This window comes from Microbulbifer maximicatervae (SeqCode), assembly GCF_052468095.1.
The window spans coordinates 5116475-5140369 of record NZ_CP174332.1 but is presented as its reverse complement, the minus strand read 5'-3'; the positions used below and the strand labels follow the sequence as shown (position 1 = coordinate 5140369).

At 53.1% G+C, this 23895-nt stretch carries 23 protein-coding genes; 15 read left to right on the top strand and 8 right to left on the bottom strand.

The window, feature by feature from the left end; genetic code table 11:
• Window positions 1-24: 24 nt before the first annotated feature.
• The 3 genes from rpmG to radC all read right to left on the bottom strand — a co-directional run bounded on the left by rpmG (window position 25) and on the right by radC (window position 1343).
• The gene (gene rpmG / locus ACJJIL_RS22840; RefSeq protein WP_020413983.1) at window positions 25-180 is read right to left on the bottom strand and encodes a 50S ribosomal protein L33; all 156 of its coding nucleotides are present in this window, start codon (window positions 178-180) and stop codon (window positions 25-27) included.
• A gap of 36 nt (window positions 181-216) precedes the next feature.
• Complete coding sequence (gene rpmB / locus ACJJIL_RS22835) at window positions 217-453, bottom strand: 50S ribosomal protein L28 (RefSeq protein ID WP_020413982.1); 237 nt, start codon at window positions 451-453, stop codon at window positions 217-219.
• A 215-nt stretch (window positions 454-668) separates the two neighbouring features.
• Entirely contained in the window at window positions 669-1343 is a 675-nt protein-coding gene (gene radC / locus ACJJIL_RS22830; RefSeq protein ID WP_413663818.1) for a RadC family protein, read from the bottom strand.
• Between the two features lie 148 nt (window positions 1344-1491).
• On the opposite strand from radC, the gene coaBC reads away from it, so the two are divergent.
• From coaBC to slmA, 4 genes are all read left to right on the top strand, one after another.
• A complete protein-coding gene (coaBC, locus tag ACJJIL_RS22825; protein WP_413665903.1) occupies window positions 1492-2697 on the top strand; it encodes a bifunctional phosphopantothenoylcysteine decarboxylase/phosphopantothenate--cysteine ligase CoaBC in 1206 nt (401 codons plus the stop codon).
• A gap of 65 nt (window positions 2698-2762) precedes the next feature.
• On the top strand, window positions 2763-5138 hold the full coding sequence (locus ACJJIL_RS22820) for a phosphomannomutase/phosphoglucomutase (RefSeq protein ID WP_444895662.1): 2376 nt from the start codon (window positions 2763-2765) through the stop codon (window positions 5136-5138).
• Between the two features lie 146 nt (window positions 5139-5284).
• The gene (gene argB / locus ACJJIL_RS22815) at window positions 5285-6202 is read left to right on the top strand and encodes an acetylglutamate kinase (protein WP_413663820.1); all 918 of its coding nucleotides are present in this window, start codon (window positions 5285-5287) and stop codon (window positions 6200-6202) included.
• A gap of 111 nt (window positions 6203-6313) precedes the next feature.
• Window positions 6314-6922 (top strand): nucleoid occlusion factor SlmA, encoded by a 609-nt coding sequence (gene slmA / locus ACJJIL_RS22810; protein WP_108735025.1) that lies wholly within the window; start codon window positions 6314-6316, stop codon window positions 6920-6922.
• Between the two features lie 64 nt (window positions 6923-6986).
• Here slmA and ACJJIL_RS22805 read toward each other — a convergent pair whose 3' ends face one another.
• The gene (locus ACJJIL_RS22805) at window positions 6987-7583 is read right to left on the bottom strand and encodes a hypothetical protein (protein WP_444895661.1); all 597 of its coding nucleotides are present in this window, start codon (window positions 7581-7583) and stop codon (window positions 6987-6989) included.
• Between the two features lie 47 nt (window positions 7584-7630).
• Complete coding sequence (pyrE, locus tag ACJJIL_RS22800) at window positions 7631-8284, bottom strand: orotate phosphoribosyltransferase (protein WP_444895660.1); 654 nt, start codon at window positions 8282-8284, stop codon at window positions 7631-7633.
• A 114-nt stretch (window positions 8285-8398) separates the two neighbouring features.
• Between pyrE and ACJJIL_RS22795 the strand changes: the two genes are divergently transcribed.
• Window positions 8399-9166, top strand: coding sequence for an exodeoxyribonuclease III (locus ACJJIL_RS22795; protein ID WP_413663823.1), 768 nt, complete (start codon window positions 8399-8401; stop codon window positions 9164-9166).
• A gap of 66 nt (window positions 9167-9232) precedes the next feature.
• On the opposite strand, the gene rph is transcribed toward ACJJIL_RS22795, so the two are convergent.
• On the bottom strand, window positions 9233-9952 hold the full coding sequence (rph, locus tag ACJJIL_RS22790) for a ribonuclease PH (protein WP_444895659.1): 720 nt from the start codon (window positions 9950-9952) through the stop codon (window positions 9233-9235).
• Window positions 9953-10061: 109 nt separating this feature from the next.
• Between rph and ACJJIL_RS22785 the strand changes: the two genes are divergently transcribed.
• The 8 genes from ACJJIL_RS22785 to ACJJIL_RS22750 all read left to right on the top strand — a co-directional run bounded on the left by ACJJIL_RS22785 (window position 10062) and on the right by ACJJIL_RS22750 (window position 19363).
• Window positions 10062-10949 (top strand): YicC/YloC family endoribonuclease, encoded by an 888-nt coding sequence (locus ACJJIL_RS22785; protein WP_445360834.1) that lies wholly within the window; start codon window positions 10062-10064, stop codon window positions 10947-10949.
• An 88-nt stretch (window positions 10950-11037) separates the two neighbouring features.
• On the top strand, window positions 11038-11592 hold the full coding sequence (locus ACJJIL_RS22780; RefSeq protein ID WP_445360833.1) for a rhomboid family intramembrane serine protease: 555 nt from the start codon (window positions 11038-11040) through the stop codon (window positions 11590-11592).
• A 529-nt stretch (window positions 11593-12121) separates the two neighbouring features.
• Window positions 12122-13870, top strand: coding sequence for a S8 family peptidase (locus tag ACJJIL_RS22775; protein WP_445360832.1), 1749 nt, complete (start codon window positions 12122-12124; stop codon window positions 13868-13870).
• Window positions 13871-14204: 334 nt separating this feature from the next.
• Complete coding sequence (locus ACJJIL_RS22770) at window positions 14205-15449, top strand: sterol desaturase family protein (RefSeq protein WP_445360831.1); 1245 nt, start codon at window positions 14205-14207, stop codon at window positions 15447-15449.
• 223 nt (window positions 15450-15672) lie between these two features.
• The gene (gmk, locus tag ACJJIL_RS22765) at window positions 15673-16293 is read left to right on the top strand and encodes a guanylate kinase (RefSeq protein WP_413663829.1); all 621 of its coding nucleotides are present in this window, start codon (window positions 15673-15675) and stop codon (window positions 16291-16293) included.
• A 98-nt stretch (window positions 16294-16391) separates the two neighbouring features.
• Window positions 16392-16655, top strand: a complete 264-nt coding sequence (gene rpoZ / locus ACJJIL_RS22760) for a DNA-directed RNA polymerase subunit omega (protein WP_413663830.1) — start codon at window positions 16392-16394, stop codon at window positions 16653-16655.
• 51 nt (window positions 16656-16706) lie between these two features.
• Entirely contained in the window at window positions 16707-18824 is a 2118-nt protein-coding gene (spoT, locus tag ACJJIL_RS22755) for a bifunctional GTP diphosphokinase/guanosine-3',5'-bis pyrophosphate 3'-pyrophosphohydrolase (RefSeq protein WP_282930627.1), read from the top strand.
• A 155-nt stretch (window positions 18825-18979) separates the two neighbouring features.
• Window positions 18980-19363 (top strand): Rid family detoxifying hydrolase, encoded by a 384-nt coding sequence (locus ACJJIL_RS22750; RefSeq protein ID WP_282930626.1) that lies wholly within the window; start codon window positions 18980-18982, stop codon window positions 19361-19363.
• 47 nt (window positions 19364-19410) lie between these two features.
• Here ACJJIL_RS22750 and ACJJIL_RS22745 read toward each other — a convergent pair whose 3' ends face one another.
• A complete protein-coding gene (locus ACJJIL_RS22745) occupies window positions 19411-20295 on the bottom strand; it encodes a sugar nucleotide-binding protein (protein WP_445355378.1) in 885 nt (294 codons plus the stop codon).
• A 142-nt stretch (window positions 20296-20437) separates the two neighbouring features.
• Window positions 20438-20698, bottom strand: coding sequence for a GlsB/YeaQ/YmgE family stress response membrane protein (locus tag ACJJIL_RS22740; protein WP_108735039.1), 261 nt, complete (start codon window positions 20696-20698; stop codon window positions 20438-20440).
• A gap of 189 nt (window positions 20699-20887) precedes the next feature.
• On the opposite strand from ACJJIL_RS22740, the gene ACJJIL_RS22735 reads away from it, so the two are divergent.
• The gene (locus ACJJIL_RS22735; RefSeq protein WP_282930624.1) at window positions 20888-21811 is read left to right on the top strand and encodes a hydrogen peroxide-inducible genes activator; all 924 of its coding nucleotides are present in this window, start codon (window positions 20888-20890) and stop codon (window positions 21809-21811) included.
• Window positions 21790-23895: an ATP-dependent DNA helicase RecG gene (recG, locus tag ACJJIL_RS22730; RefSeq protein WP_445355377.1), complete on the top strand. Its 2106-nt coding sequence runs from the start codon at window positions 21790-21792 to the stop codon at window positions 23893-23895. Before ACJJIL_RS22735 ends, recG begins: the two co-directional genes overlap by 22 nt.

Below are 23895 nucleotides of genomic sequence, written 5' to 3'. Positions count from 1 at the left end.
TTTTTGTACAGTAGCGGTAGGCAATTATTTAATTTTGCCTTCCTTGTACATTACATGCTTGCGTACAACGGGATCGTACTTTTTGATCTCCATTTTCTCAGGCATGTTGCGCTTGTTTTTGGTAGTGGTGTAGAAATGGCCAGTACCGGCGCTGGAATTCAGACGAATCTTCTCACGCATTGCTCTATCTCCAATCTATTAGCTGGGCTACAGCCGTTACACTTTTTCGCCGCGGGCGCGCAGCTCAGTCAGCACAGCGTCGATACCTTTCTTATCGATAACGCGCATGCCTTTCGCGGAAACACGCAGCTTCACAAAACGCTTCTCGGATTCAACCCAGAAACGGTGGCTGTGCAGGTTCGGCACAAAGCGACGCTTGGTGCGGTTCTTAGCGTGGGATACATTGTTTCCGGTGACCGGACGCTTACCGGTTACCTGACATACCTTGGACATCTGTTGGCCTCTTCAAAACGCTTGTGCCCGCATGGCGCCAATCCTGAAGAGGAAAAGGTAGTGCGGGAACATAAAAATCGGGATTCTAATCCGGTTCCTGGATGGCGGCGGAACCTGTGCAGAATCTGGCCCGGCCGCAAAGAGCGGCGTTTTATACCAAAAGAGCCCGTAGGGAGCAAGTTTTGTACAACATTTCAACGCCGGGAACGACACCTTTACATCAATCCCTGCTCTGCAAAGGATAGCGCCTTGCCCTCACCGACGATCAAATGGTCCAGAACCTTGATATCCACCAGCTCTAGTGCCTGGGTCAAACGCTCGGTAATCCAGATATCTGCCTGGCTGGGCTCACTGACACCAGACGGGTGGTTGTGCGCCAAAATAACCGCCGCAGCTCCCTTCAACAGCGCTTGCTGTACTACTTCGCGCGGGTAGACATTCGCTGCATTCAGAGTCCCCTCGAACAGCTCCTCAAAAGCGATCACCCGGTGTTGATTATCCAGGTAGAGGCAGCAGAACACTTCCCTGCGCCGGTGCCTGAGCTGGATTGCCAGGTAATCCCTGACCGCCCCGGGACTGCACAGTGCGCTGCCGTGCTGTATCGTCTCCGCCAAGTGCCGCTTGGCCATTTCCAGCGCCGCTTGCAACTGTGCAAACTTGGCGTCGCCGAGCCCTCGCGCGCGGCAAAAGTCATCTCGCTCGGCCTCTAATAGAGGGCGCAAGCCACCAAAATCATTGAGAAGTCTCCTGGCCAGATCCACTGCTGAGAGACCGGGTAGCCCCACGCGCAGAAAAATTGCCAACAACTCTGCATCCGACAGGGCTTCAGCCCCTCTCTCCAACAGCTTTTCCCGAGGCCTCTCACCTGCCGGCCAGTCCTTTATTTTCATTTGTAGCCCAGTTAGTCAGTGTCTTATCTATCGCACATCTACTGAACACCTCTTCCACGCTGCACCTTTGAAGCACTACTGCAGTCTTATAAGAAACGACACAGAAATGCTAATCTTACCGGCTCGCACCAAATCGGAAACAGCATTTATGTCCTCTCTGGCCGACAAACGCATACTTTTAGGTATCAGCGGTGGAATTGCCGCCTATAAAAGTGCCGACCTGGTTCGCCGGCTCAAAGAGCGCGGTGCCGATGTCCGAGTGGTAATGAGCGCCGGAGCACAGGAGTTTGTACAGCCACTGACCTTTCAGGCGCTATCCGCTAACCCGGTGCATACAGACTTGTTGGATCCCTCGGCAGAAGCCGCTATGGGTCATATTGAACTGGCGAAATGGGCTGATCTTATCCTGATTGCTCCAGCCAGTGCCCAGGTAATGGCAAAGTTGGCTGCCGGTATGGCTGATGACCTCTTAACCACCCTTTGTTTGGCCAGCGAAGCCCCCCTGGCCCTGGCACCAGCCATGAACCAAGCCATGTGGCGCCACGCAGCTACCTCAGCCAATGCTCAGACCCTAAAGGAGCGCGGAGTCATATTCTGGGGCCCAGGCGCGGGTAGCCAGGCCTGTGGCGACGTGGGCCCCGGCCGTATGCTGGAACCAGAAAACCTGGCGGAACACACTGAATCCCTGTTTCACACAAGCCACTCACTGCAGGGCCGCAAAGTAGTAATCACTGCCGGCCCTACCAGGGAAGCCATTGACCCAGTGAGATTCCTCAGCAACCACAGCTCTGGAAAAATGGGCTTCGCCCTGGCTGCGGCGGCGCAGAGTGCCGGTGCCGAAGTGACGTTGATTGCCGGCCCCGTAAATTTGGATACGCCGCCAAAGGTCAATCGTATCGATGTTATCAGCGCCCAGGATATGTATGAGGCCGCCAAAAGTGCCGCCGATCACTGCGATATCTTTATCAGTGCAGCAGCCGTTGCTGATTTCCGGCCGGCCCAAGTCGCTGAGCAGAAAATCAAAAAGAAAGACGGGCAAGATGATGATGCAATTGCCCTCATCAAAAATCCCGATATTGTTGCAGCCATAGCCACGCGTACTGAGCTACGGCCTTTCACTATCGGGTTCGCCGCAGAGACAGAACAGGTTCTCGCCCACGCCCAGAGCAAGCTGCAGCGGAAAAACCTCGATATGATCATTGCCAACGATGTGAGCCAATCGGATTCGGGATTTAACAGCGATCACAACGCTGTCACTGTGATAGATGCGGATGGTCAGAGCCGACTGGCTCCCGCATTAAAGACCGACCTAGCCCGACAGCTCATTGAACTCATCGCCTCCAAGGCTCAGTGACAACATTTACGCTCAAATCAGGGATATCTGTGGGCTCCAACAACAAAAAGAAACCAGGCGGTACCATGCAGAAAGGGTTATTTTTACCGTTATTATTAGTAGTTGTCGCTTGGCTGGGCGGTGCCTATCTGTTAATCCAGTATCTTGTAATACCCCACAATCATTCGCAGATTGAGCTAGCCGCCAAGCAAAAAACTGCCGAACTAGCTGAAGTCGTGCAGTCTTACGTCGCAGACTATTCGAAGCGCCTGCAGGCCCTTGGATCAAGGAAGCTCCCTGCAGCAACACTGATTGAATCTACCAAACTACCTGAGCAGGTATCCCTCCAGGCCTTTTCTTCCGAACAGGTTCGAGTGGGCTCAGGGCAAAATCCCTCCCTGAACTTTGCCTTGGTCGATCTGTTAAAGCGCAGTCAGGAAACACCTGAGCAACCGATGGAAGTACTGCGTACAGGTGTGGAAAATAGCTGGCAACTTCATAGTGTTATCACCCTGGAAAATGAACAACTACTGGCTACCCAACCCTTTTCCGTGCTGGAAAACATTTTAAAAAGTCTGGGCGGTAGTCATGGACAAGTTCAGTTAATGCAGAAGTTTCCCGATGCCCACCGACAAACACTGTGGCGCGCAGGCATAGGAAAAGGCTACAACACTGTAGAGCAACTTGAGGACAGCTATTTAAGCCTCCACTTCAGTCCCTCCCAAACCTTTGTCGAACAGCACAGTCTGCCCACATCCTGGATTTACATCGGAGCCGGTATTGGAATATTGGTGAGCCTATTCGCCCTACTGAAATTCCTACCTCGCGATTCGAGAGCCCCATGGGAAAGAAGTAAGGATGCTAGTGGCAGCGAGCTTAATAAGGCGCACCCACAAGCCTCTGATGGAGGAACTACACAGGCTTCCAATACAGATTTTCTGCCGCAGAGCTTGGCCTCAGCACCCAGTATCTCGGACTCTGATTCGGAGAACTCAGAAAGCGAAGAAAAAGAAAATAGTTCAAAGGACTTGCCAGAAAGTGACGATGACAAGCCCGAGCTGCCTCTGACCTCTGAGTATCCCCAGCATGTTTTCCGCGCCTACGATATCCGTGGAATCGCCGGGCAGGAAATCAACGAACCTTTTGCCTATCAACTAGGTAGAGCGCTCGGCACCCTGGCACAGCACGCTGGAGAACATCTCTTACTAGTTGGCCGAGATGGACGCAATAGCAGTGAGACACTTAGCCAGTGCCTGATTGAGGGAATTCTAGATAGTGGCTGCAACTCTATTAATCTCGGCCTGATTCCATCACCACTTCTCTATTACGCTTGTGCGAAAGGAAAAAATACCAGTAGCGGGGTCATTGTTACCGCAAGCCACAACCCTGCGGAATACAACGGCTTTAAGATCGTACTGAAAGGTCGCGCCCTGGCGGAAGACAAACTGCAGGGGCTCTACCAGTTGATGAAAAAAGGCCCATTCAAAAGTGGGGAAGGCGCCAATCGGGAGCAAGAAATCACCGATAAATATATCGATGAAGTTTTCAATAATGTCGCCCTCGCCGGGCAACCGCACTTGGTTATCGATGCTGGCAATGGCGCCACCTCTAACCTGGCTCCCCGCCTCTTTGAGCAGCTCGGCTGTGCAGTAACACCGATCTATTGTGAGGTGGATGGCAACTTCCCCAATCACGCACCGGACCCCTCCAGGCCAGAAAACCTCGAAGCCTTGACTGAAAAGGTTCTGGCTACAGGAGCAGATCTGGGCGTGGCCCTGGATGGTGATGGTGATCGTGTTACCCTAATTTCAAGCAGCGGCCGTATCGCTTGGGCAGACCAACTGGTTATGTTGCTGGCAAGGGATATCCTTGCGCGCAATCCGGGAGAAAATATTGTCTTCGACGTTAAGAGCAGTCGCAGTTTATCCCAGCTAATCAGCCAGTATGGGGGCCGCCCCATTATGTGGAAGACCGGACACTCTCCGATGAAAGCCAAGATGTTGGAGACCAAAGCCATTTTGGGCGGCGAGCTTTCCGGACATATCTTTATTAAGGACCGCTGGTTTGGTTTCGACGATGGTATCTACGCTGCTGCGCGGGTACTAGAAATTATGGCACTGCGCGAACAAAGTCTTGATGAACTCCTCGACACCTTGCCGAAAATGCACAGCACCCCTGAGATCCTGCTACCAGTAGAGGAAACTGAGAAGTTTTCACTGATAGACCAGCTGCGCGATAAGGGGAATTTTGGCAATGCCGATATCAATACTATCGACGGCCTGCGTATAGAGTTTCCCGATGGCTGGGGGCTTGTACGTGCCTCCAATACCACTAGCGCACTAACCCTGCGCTTTGAGGCTGAAAATGAACAGGCCCTGGAGCGCATCCGTACTGAGGTGATGGGACAGCTCAGAAAGATTGCTCCCGCAATTACTGTACCCGACTGGCAGCTGCTCGATTAAGATAAAACGGCGGAATAGACTGCGCCGCCATCGGGCCACTGCCCCTATTGCTTAGAAAACAATCCACCACATTTGCTTTAAATCGTTGGCGACTCAATTCAGGACCCCAAACCTGATTCCCTTTCGCCCTGTGTAAGGAACTGCCCATGTCCCTAGATCTAAACTCTGCGCTGAAAAGTGCCCAGGTCCTCAATGAAGCACTGCCCTATATCCAGCGCTTTACAGGCAAAACTATTGTGGTCAAGTTCGGTGGCAACGCCATGGTGGATGAGCAACTACAAAACAGTTTCGCGCGAGACATTATCCTGATGAAGCTGGTAGGTATGAACCCAGTGGTAGTGCACGGTGGCGGACCTCAAATCGGGCAGCTGCTAAACAAGCTCAGTATTGAGTCCCGATTCGTAGACGGAATGAGAGTCACCGATAGCGAAACCATGGATGTTGTAGAGATGGTGTTAGGGGGCACCGTCAACAAACAGATCGTCAATTTGATTAACAAAAATGGGGGCCGCGCGGTAGGTATCACCGGTAAAGACGGATTGCTGGTTAAAGCGCGAAAGTTGACCCGAAAAAATGAGAGTGCGGGACTACATGCCTCTGAAATCATTGATATCGGCCAGGTAGGGGAAGTCGAGAAAGTTAATATTGATGTGATCAATATGCTGGTTCACAGCGACTTTATCCCGGTTATCGCGCCGATCGGAGTCGACGGCAATGGGGTTTCATACAATATTAATGCCGATCTCGTCGCTGGAAAAATCGCCGAGGAATTGAAAGCAGAAAAGCTGATGTTACTCACCAACGTCGCCGGTCTGCAGGATAAGGAGGGGGAGGTTCTCACCGGACTGACTACCAATGAAGTAGAGAGCTTAATTCAGGATGGCACCATCTATGGCGGCATGCTGCCAAAAATCACCTGCGCTCTGGACGCTGTTCAGGATGGGGTAAATTCCGCTCACATCATCGACGGCCGTGTGCCCCACGCCATATTGCTCGAGATATTTACAGATCGAGGCGTGGGTACCCTGATTACCAACATAGAAGCGCAAACTGTGGACCACTAGCCCCTTGGCAATTGAAGACAGCCCGGCGAATCGGTAGGATTCCGCCGCCGTCAAAATAAGACGACAAGAGCAAAACTAAATTCCGCCCCCCAAGCGGACCAAAGGCAGTCAATGAGCAGCGAAAAAATCAATCGGCGTCAACAAATCCTGGAAGCTCTAGCACATATGCTGGAAGTCAGTCCCGGCGCACGTATTACAACAGCAGCACTGGCCAAGGAAGTTGGTTTCTCTGAAGCCGCGCTATATCGTCACTTCCCCAGTAAATCCAAGATGTTTGAAGGGCTGATCGAATTTATTGAGGAGACCATTTTCAGCCGTATCGCAATGATCCTGCAGGAGGAGCCCTCGGCTCTCAATCGCTGCCAGAAAATTCTGCAGCTCCTGCTAGCTTTCTGTGAGCGAAACCCTGGAATCACTCGCCTGCTCACAGGCGACGCGCTTACCGGTGAAACTGAAAGGCTGCATGGACGAATCCTGCAGTTATTTGATCGACTGGAAACCCAAATTAGACAGATCTTGCGCGAAGCCGAGTTGCGCGAACACCTGCGCCCAACTCTTCCTCTCGGTGGTGCTGCCAACCTGCTTTTGGCGAGCGCGGAGGGGCGTATCGTCCAATACGTGCGCAGCGGTTTTAAGCGTAAGCCTACAGAGTACTGGGCAGAACAGTGGCCCGTATTAACGGCTGGTTTCTTCCGTGAGACAGTGGCTGCAGCCAGATAACCATTTCCTCATGAGGGCTGTTTAGCGGTAGCCCTCCGAAATTATTCAGGTATTGAAAAATCAGTTAGCTCTCAACATTAAGCTCTGTGTAGCGGGCTACCGCCTTATCGAAATCAACCCCTATGGTATCTGCTTCAGCCGCACGCCGGCTGAGGCGCTCCTCAAGCACTTCCATTTCTTTTTGTAGATCTGCAATTCTCTGCAACAATTCGGGAGCCACCTCACGGCCGCCCCGCTGCGTTCGTGCAGCAGAGGCTTCTTCCTGGGCAATTTGCCGGCGCAGACTGCTGATATTTGACCGCATGATAGCCATATCCTGCTCAACGACAGCCAACTTGCGCGACCGTGCACTCTCAATATCCGCAATACTGTTATAGCGCTTTAGCAGCTTTCGATCCGCTTCCCGCTGGGCCTCTAGCTGAAGTTCGGCTTGGTACTCTTCGGGACTGAGCTGCGGTGCAACTACTTCAACTACACGACCGGTAAGAGTGAGAATCTCATAACCATTTGGAACAAATTCCGGTGGAATAACATCGTTGATCACCAGGACTCCCTGGTGATCAGTGTATCGATACAAAACCCGGCTATTGTTGCCATAAGCCTCTACAGCCAACATCAAAAGGGTGCTGACCAATAGAGGTACTAAAGGGGCGACTCGCATCGCTCTTCTCTCTAAATTAACCGGCCCACGGCTAGGGGGGACAAAATTTATTGACCCGCGACACCGTAGCGCTGCCGGTAGTCCACAATTTTCTGCAGAGTATCGCTGTCATTCGACTCCTGCTCGAGAAAGCTGATCACATCGTCTAACTGCACGATGCCGACCACAGGAATATTGTACTGTCTCTCAACTTGCTGGATAGCGGAGAATTCACAATCTTCGTTAGCCTTTTCCTGGCGGTTGAGACCAATCACAACTCCCGCTGCTTCTGCGCCATGAGACTCGATAATTTGCATCACTTCGCGCACGGCTGTGCCCGCAGTAATAACATCATCGATAATCAAAACCTTGCCATTAAGCGGCGCACCCACTAAGGTTCCGCCTTCACCGTGATCCTTGGCTTCTTTTCGGTTGTAACAGAAAGGCTTATCGATCCCCTTTTGGGCTAGAGCCACAGCAGTCACCGCTCCCAGCGGGATACCTTTGTAGGCCGGCCCAAAAATGACATCGAACTCCACTCCCGAAGCGATTATCGCCTCGGCATAGGCCTGTCCCAGCGCTGCCAGTGCAGCACCGGTGTGGAAACGGCCGGCATTGAAAAAGTAGGGGCTTTGACGGCCCGACTTCAATGTGAAGTCGCCGAAACACAAAACCTGATGATCCAGGGCAAGTTGGATAAAATCGCGCTGATATTGCTGCATGGAAAATTGTTAACTATTGGCTAAGGTGAAGGGAGACCTCCCCGTAGCATTCCCGGGGGTAGGCATGCATATAATGTTTCTAATGATACACAGTCCGCTGGTAAGGGGCTAATAATGCGAATAGTAAGCTTGTCGGTAGACGGCGTTCATCAGGCCGCCCAACGCGGTCTCTACGATTGGTTGGCGGAGCAGGACGCAGATATTATCTGCCTTCAGGACCTGCGCTCTCTCGAGCCTGAATTGGACCACCCAATATTTCACCCCGACGGTTATTACAGTTACTTTTTCGACTCGGGAACCCCCCACGAAAATGGTGTGGCTATCTACACCCGAAGCCAGCCCAAAGCCATCATATTCGGCATGGGCTTCGCCAATGGTGAGGATATGTACGGCCGCTATCTACAGGCGGATTTCGAGCGACTGAGCGTTGGCTCTCTGCTCGCGCCAGTCGCCTCCGATGAGACGTCGTTAGAGAAAAAAGTCCAATTCTTTGAGGACATGCAGGCGCACTTGCTAAAAATAAGCCGCAAACGCCGCGACTTTATTTTCTGTGGTAACTGGGGCATGGCTCACCGTCGTGCAGACGTACAGAATTGGCAGGATCACCAGGATTCTCCCGGCTTTATGCGTCACGAACAGCGCTGGCTGGACCAACTGTTTAATGATGTTGGCTATGTCGATGCTTTTCGCCGTGTAGTAAAAGATACCGACGAATTTAGCTGGTGGCCCAGCGGTACTGTCGGAGAAGGAGATGGCTGGCGTACTGATATGCAGATCGTTTCTCACGGTCTGAAAAATCGCATTGAGTACGGTGCAATCAATAAGAATGTGAAATTCTCCAGCCACTTACCGGTAATCATGGACTACGAAATCGAAGTCTGAATCGCACGGAGTTCCGGCCCCTTCCCTATTGGGGGAGGGCCGGATACAAACCAAGGGGCGGCTGCTTTACTCGTCCAACGCCCGCTTTTGCAGAGCGATCAATTCATCAATACCCGCCTTGCCCAACCCCAGCATCTGAGCGAACTGCTTTTCGGTAAATGGCTCACCCTCTGCAGTGCCTTGAACCTCGATCATGCCGCCATCTTCGGCCATCACCAAATTCATATCGGTATCCGCTGAACTGTCTTCCGGGTAATCCAGGTCCAGTAACGGCTCCCCCTCATATATTCCCACCGATACCGCCGCTACCATATTCTTGAGCGGATCATCGGCTATGATTTTCTCTCGCTGCATATGACGCAGGGCATCAACCAATGCCACACAGGCACCAGTTATTGCTGCAGTTCGGGTACCGCCATCGGCCTGGATAACATCGCAATCGACGGTGATTTGATTCTCACCCAGCTTCTCCAGGTCTACCGCCGCTCGCAGTGAGCGCCCGATCAAGCGCTGAATTTCCACGGTGCGCCCACTCTGCTTGCCCTTGGCCGCTTCCCTAGGCATACGAGAGCCTGTGGAGCGTGGCAGCATGCCGTATTCTGCAGTAATCCAACCGCTGCCCTGGCCGCGTAAAAACCTTGGGACTTCACTGGAGAGAGAGGCATTACACAAAACCTTAGTATCACCAAACTCCACCAACACAGACCCCTCCGCATGACGGGTATAGTTGCGGGTAATTTTTACCGGGCGCAATTGCGCAGGGGCGCGGCCACTGGGACGCTGCATAGTCCACCTCAAATATTGAATGAAAGCCCCGCATTATATACCCCAGCATGGCGATCCAAACGCTGTGTTATTATGCCGGGCCGATTAATACGCCTGTAGGGGATCAGCTATGGCCAGTCAACGGGAACAGAACAAAGTGCGCAGCATGACAGCCTTTGGACGCGCCGAGGCCAATTACGCAAACGGCACCGCTATCTGGGAACTGCGCTCGGTCAACCATCGCTACCTGGAACCACATTTCCGTTTGCCCGAAGCGGCTCGCTCCCTGGAAACACAACTGCGCGATACGCTGCGCAAGACGCTGTCCCGCGGCAAAATTGAACTGACCCTAAGCCTGAAGACCAATAGCGCCGAAGGCACTGGGCTGGAAATCAACCAACCCCTCGCCCAGGCGCTGATTCATGCGGCAAAACAGGTAGCGGGTGGCGAGGATGTTCAACCACTCAATCCCTTGCAAATTCTCCAGTGGCCCGGTGTTATCAGTGAACCGGAAGCGGATACCGATCAACAGTCGGCAACGATATTGGAGGCTTTTCGCGAGGCACTGGGACAGCTGCGCGCAAACCGTGAACGCGAAGGCGCTGAGCTAGCCAAGTTTATTGAGGCCCGACTCAAGGGAATCGAAGAGCAAGTGGCCAAAGTTCGAGAGCTGCTTCCCCAAATCCTTGAGGCACAGCGAGACAAGCTGCGCAGCCGCCTGGAAGAGTTGCAAGTGGAGCTGGACAAGGACCGGCTCGAGCAGGAGATCGTCCTGTTGGCCCAGAAGGCTGATGTGGATGAAGAGCTCGACCGCCTCAGTGCGCACACTTCTGAAACACGTCGGGTTTTAGCCGGCGGTGGATCAATCGGCCGGCGGCTGGATTTCCTGATGCAGGAGTTTAATCGCGAAGCCAACACCCTCTCCTCAAAGTCTGTGGTTACCGACACAACCCAGGCTGCGGTAGAGCTCAAAGTATTGATCGAGCAGATGCGCGAGCAAGTACAAAACATCGAGTAACCCTCTGGGGCATTCTCACCGAGACTGCGGATGCCCCTCTACCACCAGACAGAGGGATTTGTGATAGCTCACCCTTTAAGGAATACTTATGCGACAAAACCTGAAGTGGGTCGGCGCTATTTTTTTAGTGCTTGCTGCAATTGAGATTATTAATATTCTGAGCGGCCGATCGCTTAATTACTTTGGTATTGTTCCCCGCTCAATCAACCACCTCCCCCATATCTTTTCTGCACCATTACTGCATGGAAATAGCTGGCACTTCTTCTCGAATATATTCACTCTGTGCATCTTCAGTTTCTTAGTGCTGCAGTACGGGGTAAAAACTTACCTGAGAGTGACCCTGTTCGTTGTGATTACCACCGGAGTGGCCGTTTGGCTTTTTGCTGGCAGGGGCAATCATTTGGGAGCTAGCTCAGTTATCTATGGCTATTTCGGCTTTTTGCTTCTTGCGGGATTTATCAGCAGGAAATTTAGCCGTTTATTAATATCTATTGTGGTAGCCGTCCTTTATGGAGGGCTTATTTTCGGTGTCTTGCCACGGGGTGGTTTTATCTCCTGGGAGTCCCACCTATTTGGATTTATCTTTGGGTTGCTGGCTGCAAAGCTGTGGGCCAAAGTTCCCAGTTATAGCAAGGCCAGATAAACACAAGTCCTAACACCAACCTTTCAACCTCAAACCCCAGTAGTAGCCAGCAAAGGTTTTCATTACTGGGGTACCCTCAGGAAACAGGCCCCAAAGCCAAGCTACGTAAATGCTACGTACACGTCACTAAAAAGCGTTTAGCGATTCATCTTTTCTACGCACGATAATTCTTTTATCTGAAAATATTTGTTTATTATCCAATTTCCCCCCTGTGAACCCCTCCACATCTCTCCCGTAGATAAATTCTCACTATCAGATTTTTTTCCCAAAACTTATAAATTTGTCGCCAAAAGCCACACAAATTTAAAGGCTTAAGCTGAGGATAATAATTTCACGAACGTTATAAAGAAGTACCATTTTGAAACTTTGGTACCAATTTTGGTCAAACTGACTTACCGACTGTGAGAAAGACAGTTTCTAGGCCTATCCGTTAAGCAAATTTATTTTGTTAGTGCGGAGTTTTTCAGGAGTCTCCGGCCTATCGGAATACTGATAGCCGGATTTAAAATATCTCGGAGATATAACAATAATGAAATCATCATTGAAAAGTCTTTTGCAAAAGACGATTCTGGCGAGTGCGTTTTCGTTACTGTGTGCTACCCCTTTCGCTACTCACGCAGCGGACGCGGAAAAAACACTGCTAACCGACCGCATCATCGTAAAGTACAAGGAGAGCGCTAAAGTTGGGAAGGCGGCCACCATGGCCACAGAGACGGTCGAAAAAGCTTCCCGTCGCGCCGGCCACAAGATGCGCCACCTCCGCCGTATGGCCACTGGCGCCCAGGTAATGCGCCTGGAAGGCCGTAAAAGTAGAGCTGAAGTAAGCGCGATCATCGATCGCCTGAAACAGGATCCGGATGTGGAATACGCAGAGCCGGACCTGATTATGAAAGCGATGGCCGAGCCCAATGACCCGAGCTATCTCAGCCAGTGGCATTACTACGAGTCCACCGGCGGCTTGAACCTGCCCTCAGCTTGGGACGTTACCCAGGGCGATGGCGTAGTGGTTGCCGTACTCGATACCGGTTATCTCCCCCACGCCGATCTGGTAGACAATATCCTGCCAGGCTACGATATGATTTCTGACACTTTCGTCTCCGTAGATGGAGATGGACGTGATGACGATCCCACTGACCCAGGGGATTGGTATACAGATAAAGCCTGCGGTGACGACCCGAGCATCCCCTCCGAGAGCGACAGCAGCTGGCACGGCACCCATGTAGCCGGCACCATTGCCGGGGTTACTAACAACAACATGGGTATCGCCGGTGTTGCCTATGATGCGAAGATAGTGCCCGTTCGTGTGCTTGGACGCTGTGGTGGCTATACCTCTGATATTGCCGACGGCATCATCTGGGGTGCCGGTGGTTCTGTCAGCGGATTGCCAAGCAACCAAAACCCAGCCCAAGTATTGAACCTGAGCCTCGGCGGTGGCGGTAGCTGTGACACTACCACGCAAAGCGCTATCGACACTGCGCGCAGCCTCGGCGCTACCGTGGTTGTCGCCGCTGGTAACAGTGGTGCCAACGCAAGCCAATACTCGCCTGCCAGCTGTGATGGGGTTATTACCGTTGCGGCAACTGACCGTACCGGCGGCCGCTCTTATTACTCCAACTATGGCAATGTGGTTGATGTCGCTGCACCCGGTGGCGCACAGAGCTTCGCAAACGATTCCGACGGTATCCTTTCCACCTACAACAACGGCTCTACCGATGCGGGCAGCGATAGCTACTATTACAGCCAGGGCACCAGTATGGCAGCCCCCCATGTCGCCGGCGCAGCAGCGCTGATTTATTCGGTTAACCCCGACGTTACTCCGGATGAAGTTGAGTCGATCCTCACCAGCACCGCTCGCAGCTTCCCCTCTTCTTGCAACAACTGCGGCTCCGGTATTGTGGACGCGGCAGCAGCTGTAGCTATGGCGAGCGGCGACGATAGTGGTAATGGCGACGACGATGACGACAGTGGCAGCAATGGTTCAGGTTGGACAGAAACTAACCTTTCTGGCAGCCAGGGCAGCTGGAATGACTTCACCATTGATGTTGAGTCGGGGACTTCCACCCTTACTATAGAGATGTCCGGTGGCTCCGGCGAAGTTGATCTCTACGTGCGCCACGGTAACTATCCTACCCTGCGTCGATATGACTGTCGTCCATACCTCTGGGGTAACGAGGAGAGCTGCACCATTAGTAACCCGGATTCCGGCACCTGGTACATCAGTGTCTATGGGTATGAATCCTACAGCGGTGTGACTTTGGAAGCGGAAGCTAGCGAGTAAATAGCGACCCGTTCAGAGTAAAAAAAGACCGGCATTTGCCGGTCTTTCTATTTATAAACTCCAAAGAAAATCCTTTCACGAAGAAAACCATGCCTAAACATCAAAAGTCGCACCTAGCCGTGGTACCAATTCGACGTATCGCATGCTCTTGCCAATCTTTTGATTAGTGCCAATCAGGCACCACTTTTGTAAACCTGAAAGTTAATTACGTCAAAACCCCTTCAGCGAATACTGACTGATTTCAGAATCCATGCTTCACTGGCATATGCGGCCCAGTAGCCGTGTGGCAGAGTTCGATAGATACGCTATCTAATAATAAAAATATGGGGTTTCTGTGGACCTGCTTACTTTCTCCATTCCATTTTTTCTGACCGCCATGCTTATGGAGTTCGCCCTGGATCGCTGGAAAGGCTGGGGGCTCTACAGGCTGAATGACACTATTGGCAATCTCAGCACGGGGATTCTCAATCGTATTATCGGGCTTACCTATAAAAGCTTATTCCTCGTTATCTATATCCCGCTGTTTACGTTGCTACAACCCTACTATCAATGGGTTGGTTTCAACTGGTCTATCGACAATGTCTGGCACCTGGCCCTGGCGGTTCTCGCATACGACTTCTGCTACTACTGGAAGCACCGTATCTGTCACGAGGTAAACATCTTTTGGGCAGAACACCTGGTGCACCACCAGAGTGAGGACTACAACCTGAGCACAGCATTGCGCCAGTCTTCGGGGGGGCTACAGCTGGATTGGATATTTTATCTACCGCTTCTATTGATTGGTTTGCCGGCAGAAATTGTTATTGTCGCCGGCGCAATTGATCTTATTTACCAGTTTTGGGTTCACACTCAAAAAATACCCAAGATCCGCTGGTTGGAGTGGTTTGTCATTACCCCCTCGAATCACCGGGTACACCACGCCCAGAACGCTGTCTACGTAGATAAAAACTACGGCGGAATATTAATACTTTGGGATCGCTTATTTGGCACCTACCAGCAGGAACTCGAAACTGAGCCCTGTCTTTACGGTGTGCGTAAGCCCCTAAATACCTTTGATCCTGTAGCAGCCAATTTACAACACTTAAAGCGCATGGCAATTGATGCCTGGCATACGAAAAGCTGGTGGGACAAGTGCACTCTTTGGTTCCGCCCCACCGGCTACAGGCCCGCAGATGTAGAAAAATCCATGCCAGTAGCCTCTACCGATCTGACAAACTTTAAACGTTTCAACCCTGAAATTAGCCCTGGTTTGCGCAACTACGCATTCGCACAACACCTCTGTTACACCGCCACAACCTTATCTCTCCTCTGGTTCACCAGCGTATTGAGTTTCTGGCAACTTATGGGCTCGGTTATTGCCTTGATTATTTGCCTGGCAATTAATGGTAGGGTACTGGATGGTCATCCTATTTCAGGGCGCCTCGAAACTTTGAGACTCGCAGCACTCATCTGCGCTATTCCGCTACTAAACAATACATATGTACCACTCTTCATATCCTACTTGCTCACAAGCTCTTTGGTATGGTGGTGGTTGGCAACCCGACGCAAAGAGGATAGAGTCACTTTCGTTAGCGATTAACAACAGGGAGGTCCCCTTAATCACAGGTGGTTGGCGGTGATTGAGAAACTCCCGCGAGGCTATCCCGGCCGGGCCCAGGCGCGCAGGTGGTAACGCGCCCTGAATCTCCCAACAGATACCCCCACTCCGGCCGGGGGCTAGCCTTGTCCCTTCATGACACTCTTTCATCTCCAGACGCAAGCTTCGGTTATAATGGGCTCTTTGCTCGCGAACAGGATCAGTTGTGCAAACAGGAACCCTCTACACCGTCTCCGCTCCCTCCGGTGCAGGAAAAACCAGCTTGGTCAAAGCGCTGGTAGACAGCGACAGCCAGGTTACCGTATCGGTTTCCCATACCACTCGTGCCATGCGCCCAGGCGAAACTCACGGCGTTGACTATCACTTTGTCGAGCGAGAAGAATTTTTGGCAATGTTGGAGCGTGATGCTTTTTTTGAGCACGCCCAAGTTTATGGCGATAATTATTACGGCACCGCCAAAGCTGAGATCGAAGAGACTCTTGCCAGTGGTCGCGATGTTATCCTGGAAATCGATTGGCAGGGGGCCGAACAGGTTCGTCGCCTGCGCCCTGATGCAGTGGGTATTTTTATTTTGCCTCCGTCCCAGGAAGCCCTGCGCGAGCGCCTCACCGGACGCGGTCAGGACGATCAAGCGGTCATTGATCGCCGTATGGACCAGGCCATCGACGAAATGACCCATTATGTCGCCGCAGATTACCTGGTAATCAACGACAACTTCGACCAAGCGTTAACAGAGCTGCGTGCCATTATCGTTGCCCAGCGACAGCGCTTAGAGCTGCAGCAACTGCGCCACGGCGATCTACTTCAGGCACTGTTGCGCCACTGAACCAATTGATCGAATTGCATACATTTCCCGGTCCGGTAAAATAGCCGGTCCCCTGTACAGAATTTGCCTTCGGGCACAGCAAATGGAAACGAAAGTTTATGGCACGTATTACCGTTGAAGATTGCCTTGAGCATGTGGACAACCGCTTCGAGCTCGTTATCGTCGGCAGCAAACGCGCCCGTCAGATCGCTACAGGCGGCAGGGATCCATTGGTTCCCGAAGAAAACGATAAGCCCACGGTAATTGCCCTGCGCGAAATCGAAGAGGGCCTGGTGGATGCCGCCATCCTCGACGAGCCGGAACGCGAAGAGGCACCTGCTCCTATCGTTGCACCCAACTACCTAACAGATCAGCAAGTCTGATCAGGTCTCTTACTGGGTACTTTTTGAGTTTTACGAGAGGCGCGCGCGGCATTGCACACCATAGATAGTTTGGCCCACCGCCTCTCCTCATACCTTCCCCCCGACCAGATCCAAATCGTTCGCCGCGCCTATTTTTACGCGGAGCAGGCTCACGATGGTCAGCAGCGCCGTTCCGGCGAGCCCTATGTCACCCACCCGCTGGCAGTTGCCACTATTCTCGCGGGCATGCATATGGATCACGAGAGCCTGGCGGCAGCCATGTTGCACGATGTGATCGAGGATACGGGTATCCCCAAGGCAGCTCTGGCCGAGCAGTTTGGTGGAGAGGTTGCCGACCTGGTCGATGGGGTCTCCAAACTAACCCAGTTCGAGACCGACAGCCCGGCAGAAAAGCAGGCGGAAAACTTCCAGAAGATGGCGCTAGCCATGGCCCGCGATATCCGCGTGATTCTGGTCAAGCTGGCCGACCGCCTGCACAACATGCGCACTCTCGGCGCACTGAAACCGCAGAAGCGTGCCCGTATTGCCCGCGAGACGCTGGAGATCTACGCACCCATCGCCCACCGACTGGGTATGAACGACGTTCGTATCGAGTTCGAGGATCGCGCTTTTTTTGCCATCTACCCACTGCGTGCCAGCCGCTTGCGCGCCGCCCTGGTCGCCGCCCGCGGCAATCGCAAAGAGCTGCTGGAACAAATTCAGAATGCTATAGAACTGCGCTTGCAGCGGGAGGGCATCAGCTCTCTGGTGATTGGCCGGGAAAAGCACCTATTTAGCATCTACCAAAAGATGCGCGCCAAGAAGAAGTCCTTCAAGGAGATAATGGATGTCTACGCTTTCCGCATCATTGTGGACAGTGTGGATACCTGTTACCGGGTTCTAGGTGTTATGCACAGCCTGTACAAACCGGTAATCTCCGAGTTTAAAGATTACGTCGCTATCCCCAAATCCAATGGCTACCAGTCACTGCACACAGTGCTGCTGGGTATGCACGGGGTGCCCATTGAAGTTCAGGTCCGCACCAAGGAAATGGATGAAATGGCCAACAGTGGCATTGCCGCCCACTGGCTGTACAAAGCCTCCGGCGATGAGGTGATCAATACCGGTGGCACCAGCCAAGTGCGCGCACGGCGCTGGGTCCAGGGACTGCTGGAGATGCAGCAGCGCGCCGGCGACTCGTTAGAGTTTATTGAAAACGTAAAAATTGACCTGTTCCCGGATGAAGTTTACGTCTTTACCCCTAAAGGGCAGATCGTCGACCTCCCCGCAGGAGCCACTGCTGTGGACTTCGCCTATTCCGTACACACGGATATCGGCAACTCCTGTGTTGCCGTGCGTATCAATCAGCGCCTGGCCCCTTTGTCCCAACCTCTGGAGAGCGGGCAAAAAGTTGAGATTCTCACGCGCAAAACTGCACAGCCAAACCCTAACTGGCTCAATTTTGTAGTAACCGCCAAAGCGCGCAGTGCTATCCGTCACTTCCTCAAGCACCAGCGTCACCACGATTCCATTACCCTGGGCCGGCGCCTGCTGGAAAAAGCACTCAGTAAGTTCGACACGAGCCTAGACGCGCTATCGCCAGAGCAATTAGAAGCGGGCCTCAAAGAAGCGAAATGCGCAACTTTGGACAAGCTGCTGGAAGAGATAGGTATGGGCAGTAAAGTGGCCTTCTCTGCCGCTAAATTACTCGCGCCCGTCACCAGTGAAGAGACTGAAGCCAGCAATATCTCTTCTCCCTTAACGATCGATGCCCAAGAGGGCATGATGATCAGCTTCGCTCGCTGTTGCCGTCCTATTCCCGGGGATGCCATTATCGGCCATATCAGCTCGGGCAAAGGCGTAGTAGTACACCGCGACACCTGCCGCAATACCGGTGATTTTCGCGAGCACCCAGAAAACATCATGCTGGTGAACTGGTCACCGGATGTGACAGGAGAGTTCCTCGGTGATGTGCGGGTAGAAGTCGAGTCAGAGAGAGGGATTATTGCCCGACTGGCTACTCGTATTACGGAAGAGGGCGCCAGCATCGAGCAGATCAATGTGGATGAGAAGGATGCTCACAACAGCGTGATCTCCCTGACCCTGGAAGTCAGTGGCCGTGTACATTTGGCGCGGGTTATGAAGCGCCTGCGCAACCTCCCTTCTGTCATACGCATCGCCCGCCCTTGAGGAACACAAGGGAATCCCATTGGGAACTGCCATTAGGCTTCAAAGCGCGATATATTTAACCGACTTCTGAAAGCCCCGCAAATAAGTAAGGGATTATTCGGAAGTTCCGTATAGGTCTTCCTGTTCAACAATATTGATAAGTAATGGAGTACCCCATGCCCAATCGAGCCGTTATTAAAACCGACCGGGCACCCGCCGCAGCTGGTACCTATTCCCAGGCAGTAAAAGTGGATAATACTGTTTACCTGTCGGGACAAATCGCTCTGGACCCAGAGACACAACAGATGATTAGCGGAGGTTTTAGCGATGAAGTCCACCAGGTCTTTCGCAACCTCAGCGCAGTCTGTGAGGCCTCTGACGGATCGCTTCAGCATATTGTGAAACTCAATCTCTACATTACCGACAGCAGCAACTTTGCCGCTGTAAATGAGATAATGGCAGAGTTTTTCGAAGAGCCTTATCCCGCCAGGGCAACCGTCGTCGTCAAGGAGTTGCCGCGGGGAGCCCTTTTTGAAGCCGAAGCGATTATGGTGACCTGAGGCAAGAAGTTCTCGCCGATGCTGTGGCAATAATTGAGGAGGGCAGCTCAGCCCTCCGACTCCAACAGAGCGCTATAGCCCACCTTGTAATCTGGATATTTCAATTCGTAACCACTGGACAGCATCAACTGATTGCTGAGCTTTTTCGAGCGACGCTCGCTCGTTTGCACAATCTCGCGCAGGTGGGCACTGGTATATCCCATCGCTTTTACCAACCACTGTTGCAGCTCGTACATCGGCACAGGCTGGCTATCGGCGCCTATATAAAGGGGCTCCGGGACCCACCCCTGTTTGTGCCTTTCAATAAGGTGCAATAAAAAACCAATACAATCATCGACATGGATGCGATTGCTATATTGCGGTGGCTGGGGAGGAGCGCAGCGACCAGCGCGAACCTGCGACAACAAGCGATCTCGACCAGGCCCATAAATTCCCGCAAAGCGCACAATGCAACTGTTGGGAATTGCGTTGTGAATGATCTCTTCAGCTGCCAGCAAACTATCTCCCTGAAAACCACTGGGCATAGGTAAAGTTTGCTCATCGATAAAGTCGTCGCCGCTCTGGCCATAAACACGAGTAGATGAAACCCAGATAACCAAGCGCGGTGGGGATGGAAGGTGCGGAACAACTTCAGCGACTGCCTTTGCCGTTTCCACATAGGCGCGGTGATAGCCGGTTGGCGTGTGCTCAGTGGGGGTAAATGTTGCGAGAATGATATCCGCCCCCGTAGACAACAAGCGTTCAATATCCTCTTTCTTAGTGGCATCCCCCCGGCGCCAATTCACCACATCTGCCCTGCGCTTACTCGCCAGAGCTACCAGGGGATTGCGCCGCATCCCATAAACCGCGTATTGCTTTCGGTCTATATGCAGTGCCAGTCTCGCCCCGAGGTCACCACACCCAAGGATCCAAAGCTTTTCTTGTTGTGTCATATAGTTCCCGGTGAACAATCTTTGCTGTCCACCTTATTCCCTTGATTCAGTGCTATTCAGTCCTAAGGTGCTGGGGTCATTTGGGCAAATATCAAATTCGGAATGCTTATAGTTCGCCGCCGAGGCTCTCCCCAAAGGCGGACTAGTTGCCACGCCTTTTGAACATGCGATAGATCGCAAGAAAAATTATCGCACCAATCGTAGCCGTTATTATGTCGCCTATTCCGAAACCAGTCACTGGGCCACCGAACCCAATCAGGGCACCGAGCCAGCCTCCAATAAAGGCACCGACAATGCCGATGACCATAGTGACTATCCAACCACCAGGATCTCTCCCGGGCATAATCCACTTTGCCAAAGCGCCGGCAATCAACCCGAGAATGACCCAGGACAGAACTCCCATGACGTATCTCCGTTCGGTGTGCCCCTTACAGATATAGCAAAATTTTGCGCCTCAATCCCACCTGAATTCCCAAAACTAGTAAATTTTCCCAATATTCGCTCTCAGCTTACAGATTGAGACAGGGTATTGGCCAGCGGCGATTATTTATGAATAATTACTATTACTAATGGCCATCTAATTGCCTCGACCATGACTCTCAATGAACTGCGCTATATCGTAACTCTCGCCCAGGAACAGCATTTTGGCCGTGCCGCCGAGCGCTGTTACGTCAGCCAACCGACACTCTCTATCGCGGTAAAGAAACTGGAGAAAGAGCTCGGTGTCGCCCTGTTTGAGCGCTCAAAAACTCGAGTGCAGGCAACCCCATTGGGCGAGAGAATTGTCGCCCAGGCCCAGCTGGTTCTGGAACAATCAGCAGCCATCAAAGACATCGCCAGCGCCGGCAAGGACCAGCTGGCGAGCCCCCTGTCAGTTGGCGCCATCTTTACTATTGGGCCCTACCTGTTCCCACACTTTATTCCCCAACTACAGCATTTGGCACCAGAAATGCCACTCTATGTTGAGGAGGGATATACCGCCACGCTGAGACAGAGGCTACGCAAGGGCGAACTGGATGCCATCATTATCGCGCTCCCCTTTACCGAGCCCGACGTTGTCACCCAACCCCTGTACGACGAGCCATTTGTTGTATTGATGCCCGCGGGGCACCCACTTACAAAGCAGGAGGTTATCTCCCCGGATCAACTCACTGAAGACAATGTGCTTCTGCTGGGTGAGGGTCACTGCTTCCGCGATCAGGTACTGGAAGCTTGTCCGCACCTGCAACTAACCATGGAAAAAGAAGCCGGCGGCGGCAGCATACGCACAGCCGCAGATGGCAGCTCACTGGAAACACTCCGCCATATGGTGGCCTCAGGGCTTGGAATTACCGTATTGCCACTCTCAGCCGCCACCGCATCACAGTACGCCAGTGGCCTGCTGGAGACCCGCCCCTTTACCGCACCGGGCCCACGCCGCACTGTAGCACTGGCCTGGCGGGCAAGCTTCCCCCGACACCGCGCAATCGACATACTGCGAGAGGCCATCAGCCAGTGTCACCTGACCGTGGGATAGATAACAACCTGGCCGAGCTGCCCCTTACCACCCTCAAAGGCGTGGGGGATAAATTTGCCCAGGTGTTGGCCAAACTCCATATCAACTCCCTACAGGATTTGGTTTTCCACCTGCCGCTACGCTACCAAGACCGCACCCGGGTAGTGCCTATTTCCGGCCTCACCGCTGGTATGGATGTGGTAATCGAAGGGGAGGTCAGTGCCGCCGATGTCGTATTCGGCCGCCGCCGCAGCCTGGTGGTCAGATTACAGGATGGCAGCGGCACCTTAACCCTGCGCTTTTTTCATTTTTCCGCCGCACAGAAAAGCCGCTTTGCCCGAGGAACCCGAATACGCTGCTTTGGGGAGGCCCGTCGCGGAGCCAACGGCCTGGAGCTCTACCACCCGGAAACGGAAATCGTCGGTATCGAAAACGCGGAGACCGCAGATACCCTTACGCCGGTTTACCCGCTAACAGAGGGTGTGAGCCAGGCCCGTATGCGAGGATTGGTAGAGCAGGCACTGGTTCTACTGAAAAACGGTGCTGTTACCGAGTTCTTGCCGGCAGAGCTATTACCCAAATCTCTGCGCTACCCCCTCAGGGACGCCTTGCTGTATTTGCACGCCCCTCCGGCTGGCACCCAACTAGATCAACTGGCAGCAGGTACTCACCCCGCCCAGCAGCGTCTGGCCCTGGAAGAGTTACTGGCACACCATCTGAGTCTGCTGGAGTTGAGGCGCAATAGCGCTAGGGTAGCGGCACCACCTCTGTCCGTTAACCGATCCCTGGAGCGAGACTTTTTGTCGCGTCTGCCATTTTCCCTCACCGGAGCACAGCAGAGAGTTTGCGAGGAAATCGCTGAGGATCTGGCTCAGCAAACCCCGATGATGCGCCTATTGCAGGGAGATGTGGGCGCGGGAAAGACCCTGGTCGCCGCTATGGCTGCCCTCAAGGGTATCGGGGCCGGCGCCCAAGTAGCAGTCATGGCACCGACAGAAATCCTGGCAGAGCAGCACCGAATCAATTTTTGTAACTGGCTGGAACCTCTGGGTATTGAAGTTGCTCAGCTAACGGGCAGCTTAAAGGCTGCCGAGCGGCGTAAACAGCTGGGCAAGATCGCCAGTGGCGATGCCCAGTTAGTGGTTGGCACCCACGCACTTTTTCAGGAAGAGGTGGCTTTCCACAACCTGGTATTAGTGATTATCGATGAGCAACACCGCTTTGGCGTACAGCAGCGTCTGGAGCTGCGTGAGAAAGGGGCGGCAAGTGGAGCTACCGGCAGGCTGCAACCCCACCAGCTGATTATGACCGCTACACCGATTCCCAGGACCCTGGCGATGTCCGCCTTCGCCGACCTGGATTGCTCAATCATCGATGAACTGCCGCCGGGGCGCCAACCCATCAACACCGTTGCCATTGCCAATGATCGGCGCGACCAGGTTATGGAACGGGTGCAAAGCGCCATCGCCGAGGGCCGCCAGGCCTACTGGGTTTGCACCCTTATCGAGGAATCGGAAAGCCTGCAGGCCCAGGCGGCAGAATCGACCGCCGAAGAGCTCGCCGAAATGCTCGAAGGCGTTCGCGTAGCCCTGGTTCACGGCCGCCTGAAGCCAGAGCAAAAAGAGCAGGTGATGAGCGCCTTCAAGGCCGGGGAAGTGGATTTGCTGGTGGCCACCACGGTCATTGAAGTGGGCGTCGACGTGCCCAATGCCAGCCTGATGATTATCGAAAACCCCGAACGCCTGGGCCTGGCCCAATTGCACCAGTTGCGCGGCAGGGTCGGACGCGGCTCCATCGCCAGCCACTGCGTGCTGCTGTACGGCACACCGCTATCGCAGAATGGCCGCGCCCGCTTGCAAGCACTGCGTCAACACAGTGATGGTTTTGCTATTGCAGAGGAAGACCTGCGTCTGCGAGGTCCCGGTGAAATCCTCGGCACCCGCCAGACAGGGGAAATCCAGCACCGTATCGCAGACTTGCAGAGGGATGCTGAGCTACTGCCGCAAGTGCAAAAAATTGCTATTTCCCCTCAATTGACAGAGGGGATGCGACAGCAGTTGATTAAACGCTGGTTACAGAACAAGCCCCGATTTGCCGAGGCTTGA

What these genes read in the sequence shown, in the direction of transcription:
- slmA (WP_108735025.1), top strand. Translation starts at nt 6,314, where the DNA reads ATGAGCAGCGAAAAAATCAATCGGCGTCAACAAATCCTGGAAGCTCTA.
- rph (WP_444895659.1), bottom strand. Translation starts at nt 9,952, where the DNA reads ATGCAGCGTCCCAGTGGCCGCGCCCCTGCGCAATTGCGCCCGGTAAAA.
- ACJJIL_RS22820 (WP_444895662.1), top strand. Translation starts at nt 2,763, where the DNA reads ATGCAGAAAGGGTTATTTTTACCGTTATTATTAGTAGTTGTCGCTTGG.
- ACJJIL_RS22750 (WP_282930626.1), top strand. Translation starts at nt 18,980, where the DNA reads ATGCCCAATCGAGCCGTTATTAAAACCGACCGGGCACCCGCCGCAGCT.
- argB (WP_413663820.1), top strand. Translation starts at nt 5,285, where the DNA reads ATGTCCCTAGATCTAAACTCTGCGCTGAAAAGTGCCCAGGTCCTCAAT.
- rpoZ (WP_413663830.1), top strand. Translation starts at nt 16,392, where the DNA reads ATGGCACGTATTACCGTTGAAGATTGCCTTGAGCATGTGGACAACCGC.
- radC (WP_413663818.1), bottom strand. Translation starts at nt 1,343, where the DNA reads ATGAAAATAAAGGACTGGCCGGCAGGTGAGAGGCCTCGGGAAAAGCTG.
- rpmG (WP_020413983.1), bottom strand. Translation starts at nt 180, where the DNA reads ATGCGTGAGAAGATTCGTCTGAATTCCAGCGCCGGTACTGGCCATTTC.
- ACJJIL_RS22795 (WP_413663823.1), top strand. Translation starts at nt 8,399, where the DNA reads ATGCGAATAGTAAGCTTGTCGGTAGACGGCGTTCATCAGGCCGCCCAA.
- ACJJIL_RS22775 (WP_445360832.1), top strand. Translation starts at nt 12,122, where the DNA reads ATGAAATCATCATTGAAAAGTCTTTTGCAAAAGACGATTCTGGCGAGT.
- coaBC (WP_413665903.1), top strand. Translation starts at nt 1,492, where the DNA reads ATGTCCTCTCTGGCCGACAAACGCATACTTTTAGGTATCAGCGGTGGA.
- ACJJIL_RS22745 (WP_445355378.1), bottom strand. Translation starts at nt 20,295, where the DNA reads ATGACACAACAAGAAAAGCTTTGGATCCTTGGGTGTGGTGACCTCGGG.
- ACJJIL_RS22780 (WP_445360833.1), top strand. Translation starts at nt 11,038, where the DNA reads ATGCGACAAAACCTGAAGTGGGTCGGCGCTATTTTTTTAGTGCTTGCT.
- rpmB (WP_020413982.1), bottom strand. Translation starts at nt 453, where the DNA reads ATGTCCAAGGTATGTCAGGTAACCGGTAAGCGTCCGGTCACCGGAAAC.
- pyrE (WP_444895660.1), bottom strand. Translation starts at nt 8,284, where the DNA reads ATGCAGCAATATCAGCGCGATTTTATCCAACTTGCCCTGGATCATCAG.
- ACJJIL_RS22805 (WP_444895661.1), bottom strand. Translation starts at nt 7,583, where the DNA reads ATGCGAGTCGCCCCTTTAGTACCTCTATTGGTCAGCACCCTTTTGATG.
- ACJJIL_RS22735 (WP_282930624.1), top strand. Translation starts at nt 20,888, where the DNA reads ATGACTCTCAATGAACTGCGCTATATCGTAACTCTCGCCCAGGAACAG.
- ACJJIL_RS22785 (WP_445360834.1), top strand. Translation starts at nt 10,062, where the DNA reads ATGGCCAGTCAACGGGAACAGAACAAAGTGCGCAGCATGACAGCCTTT.
- ACJJIL_RS22740 (WP_108735039.1), bottom strand. Translation starts at nt 20,698, where the DNA reads ATGGGAGTTCTGTCCTGGGTCATTCTCGGGTTGATTGCCGGCGCTTTG.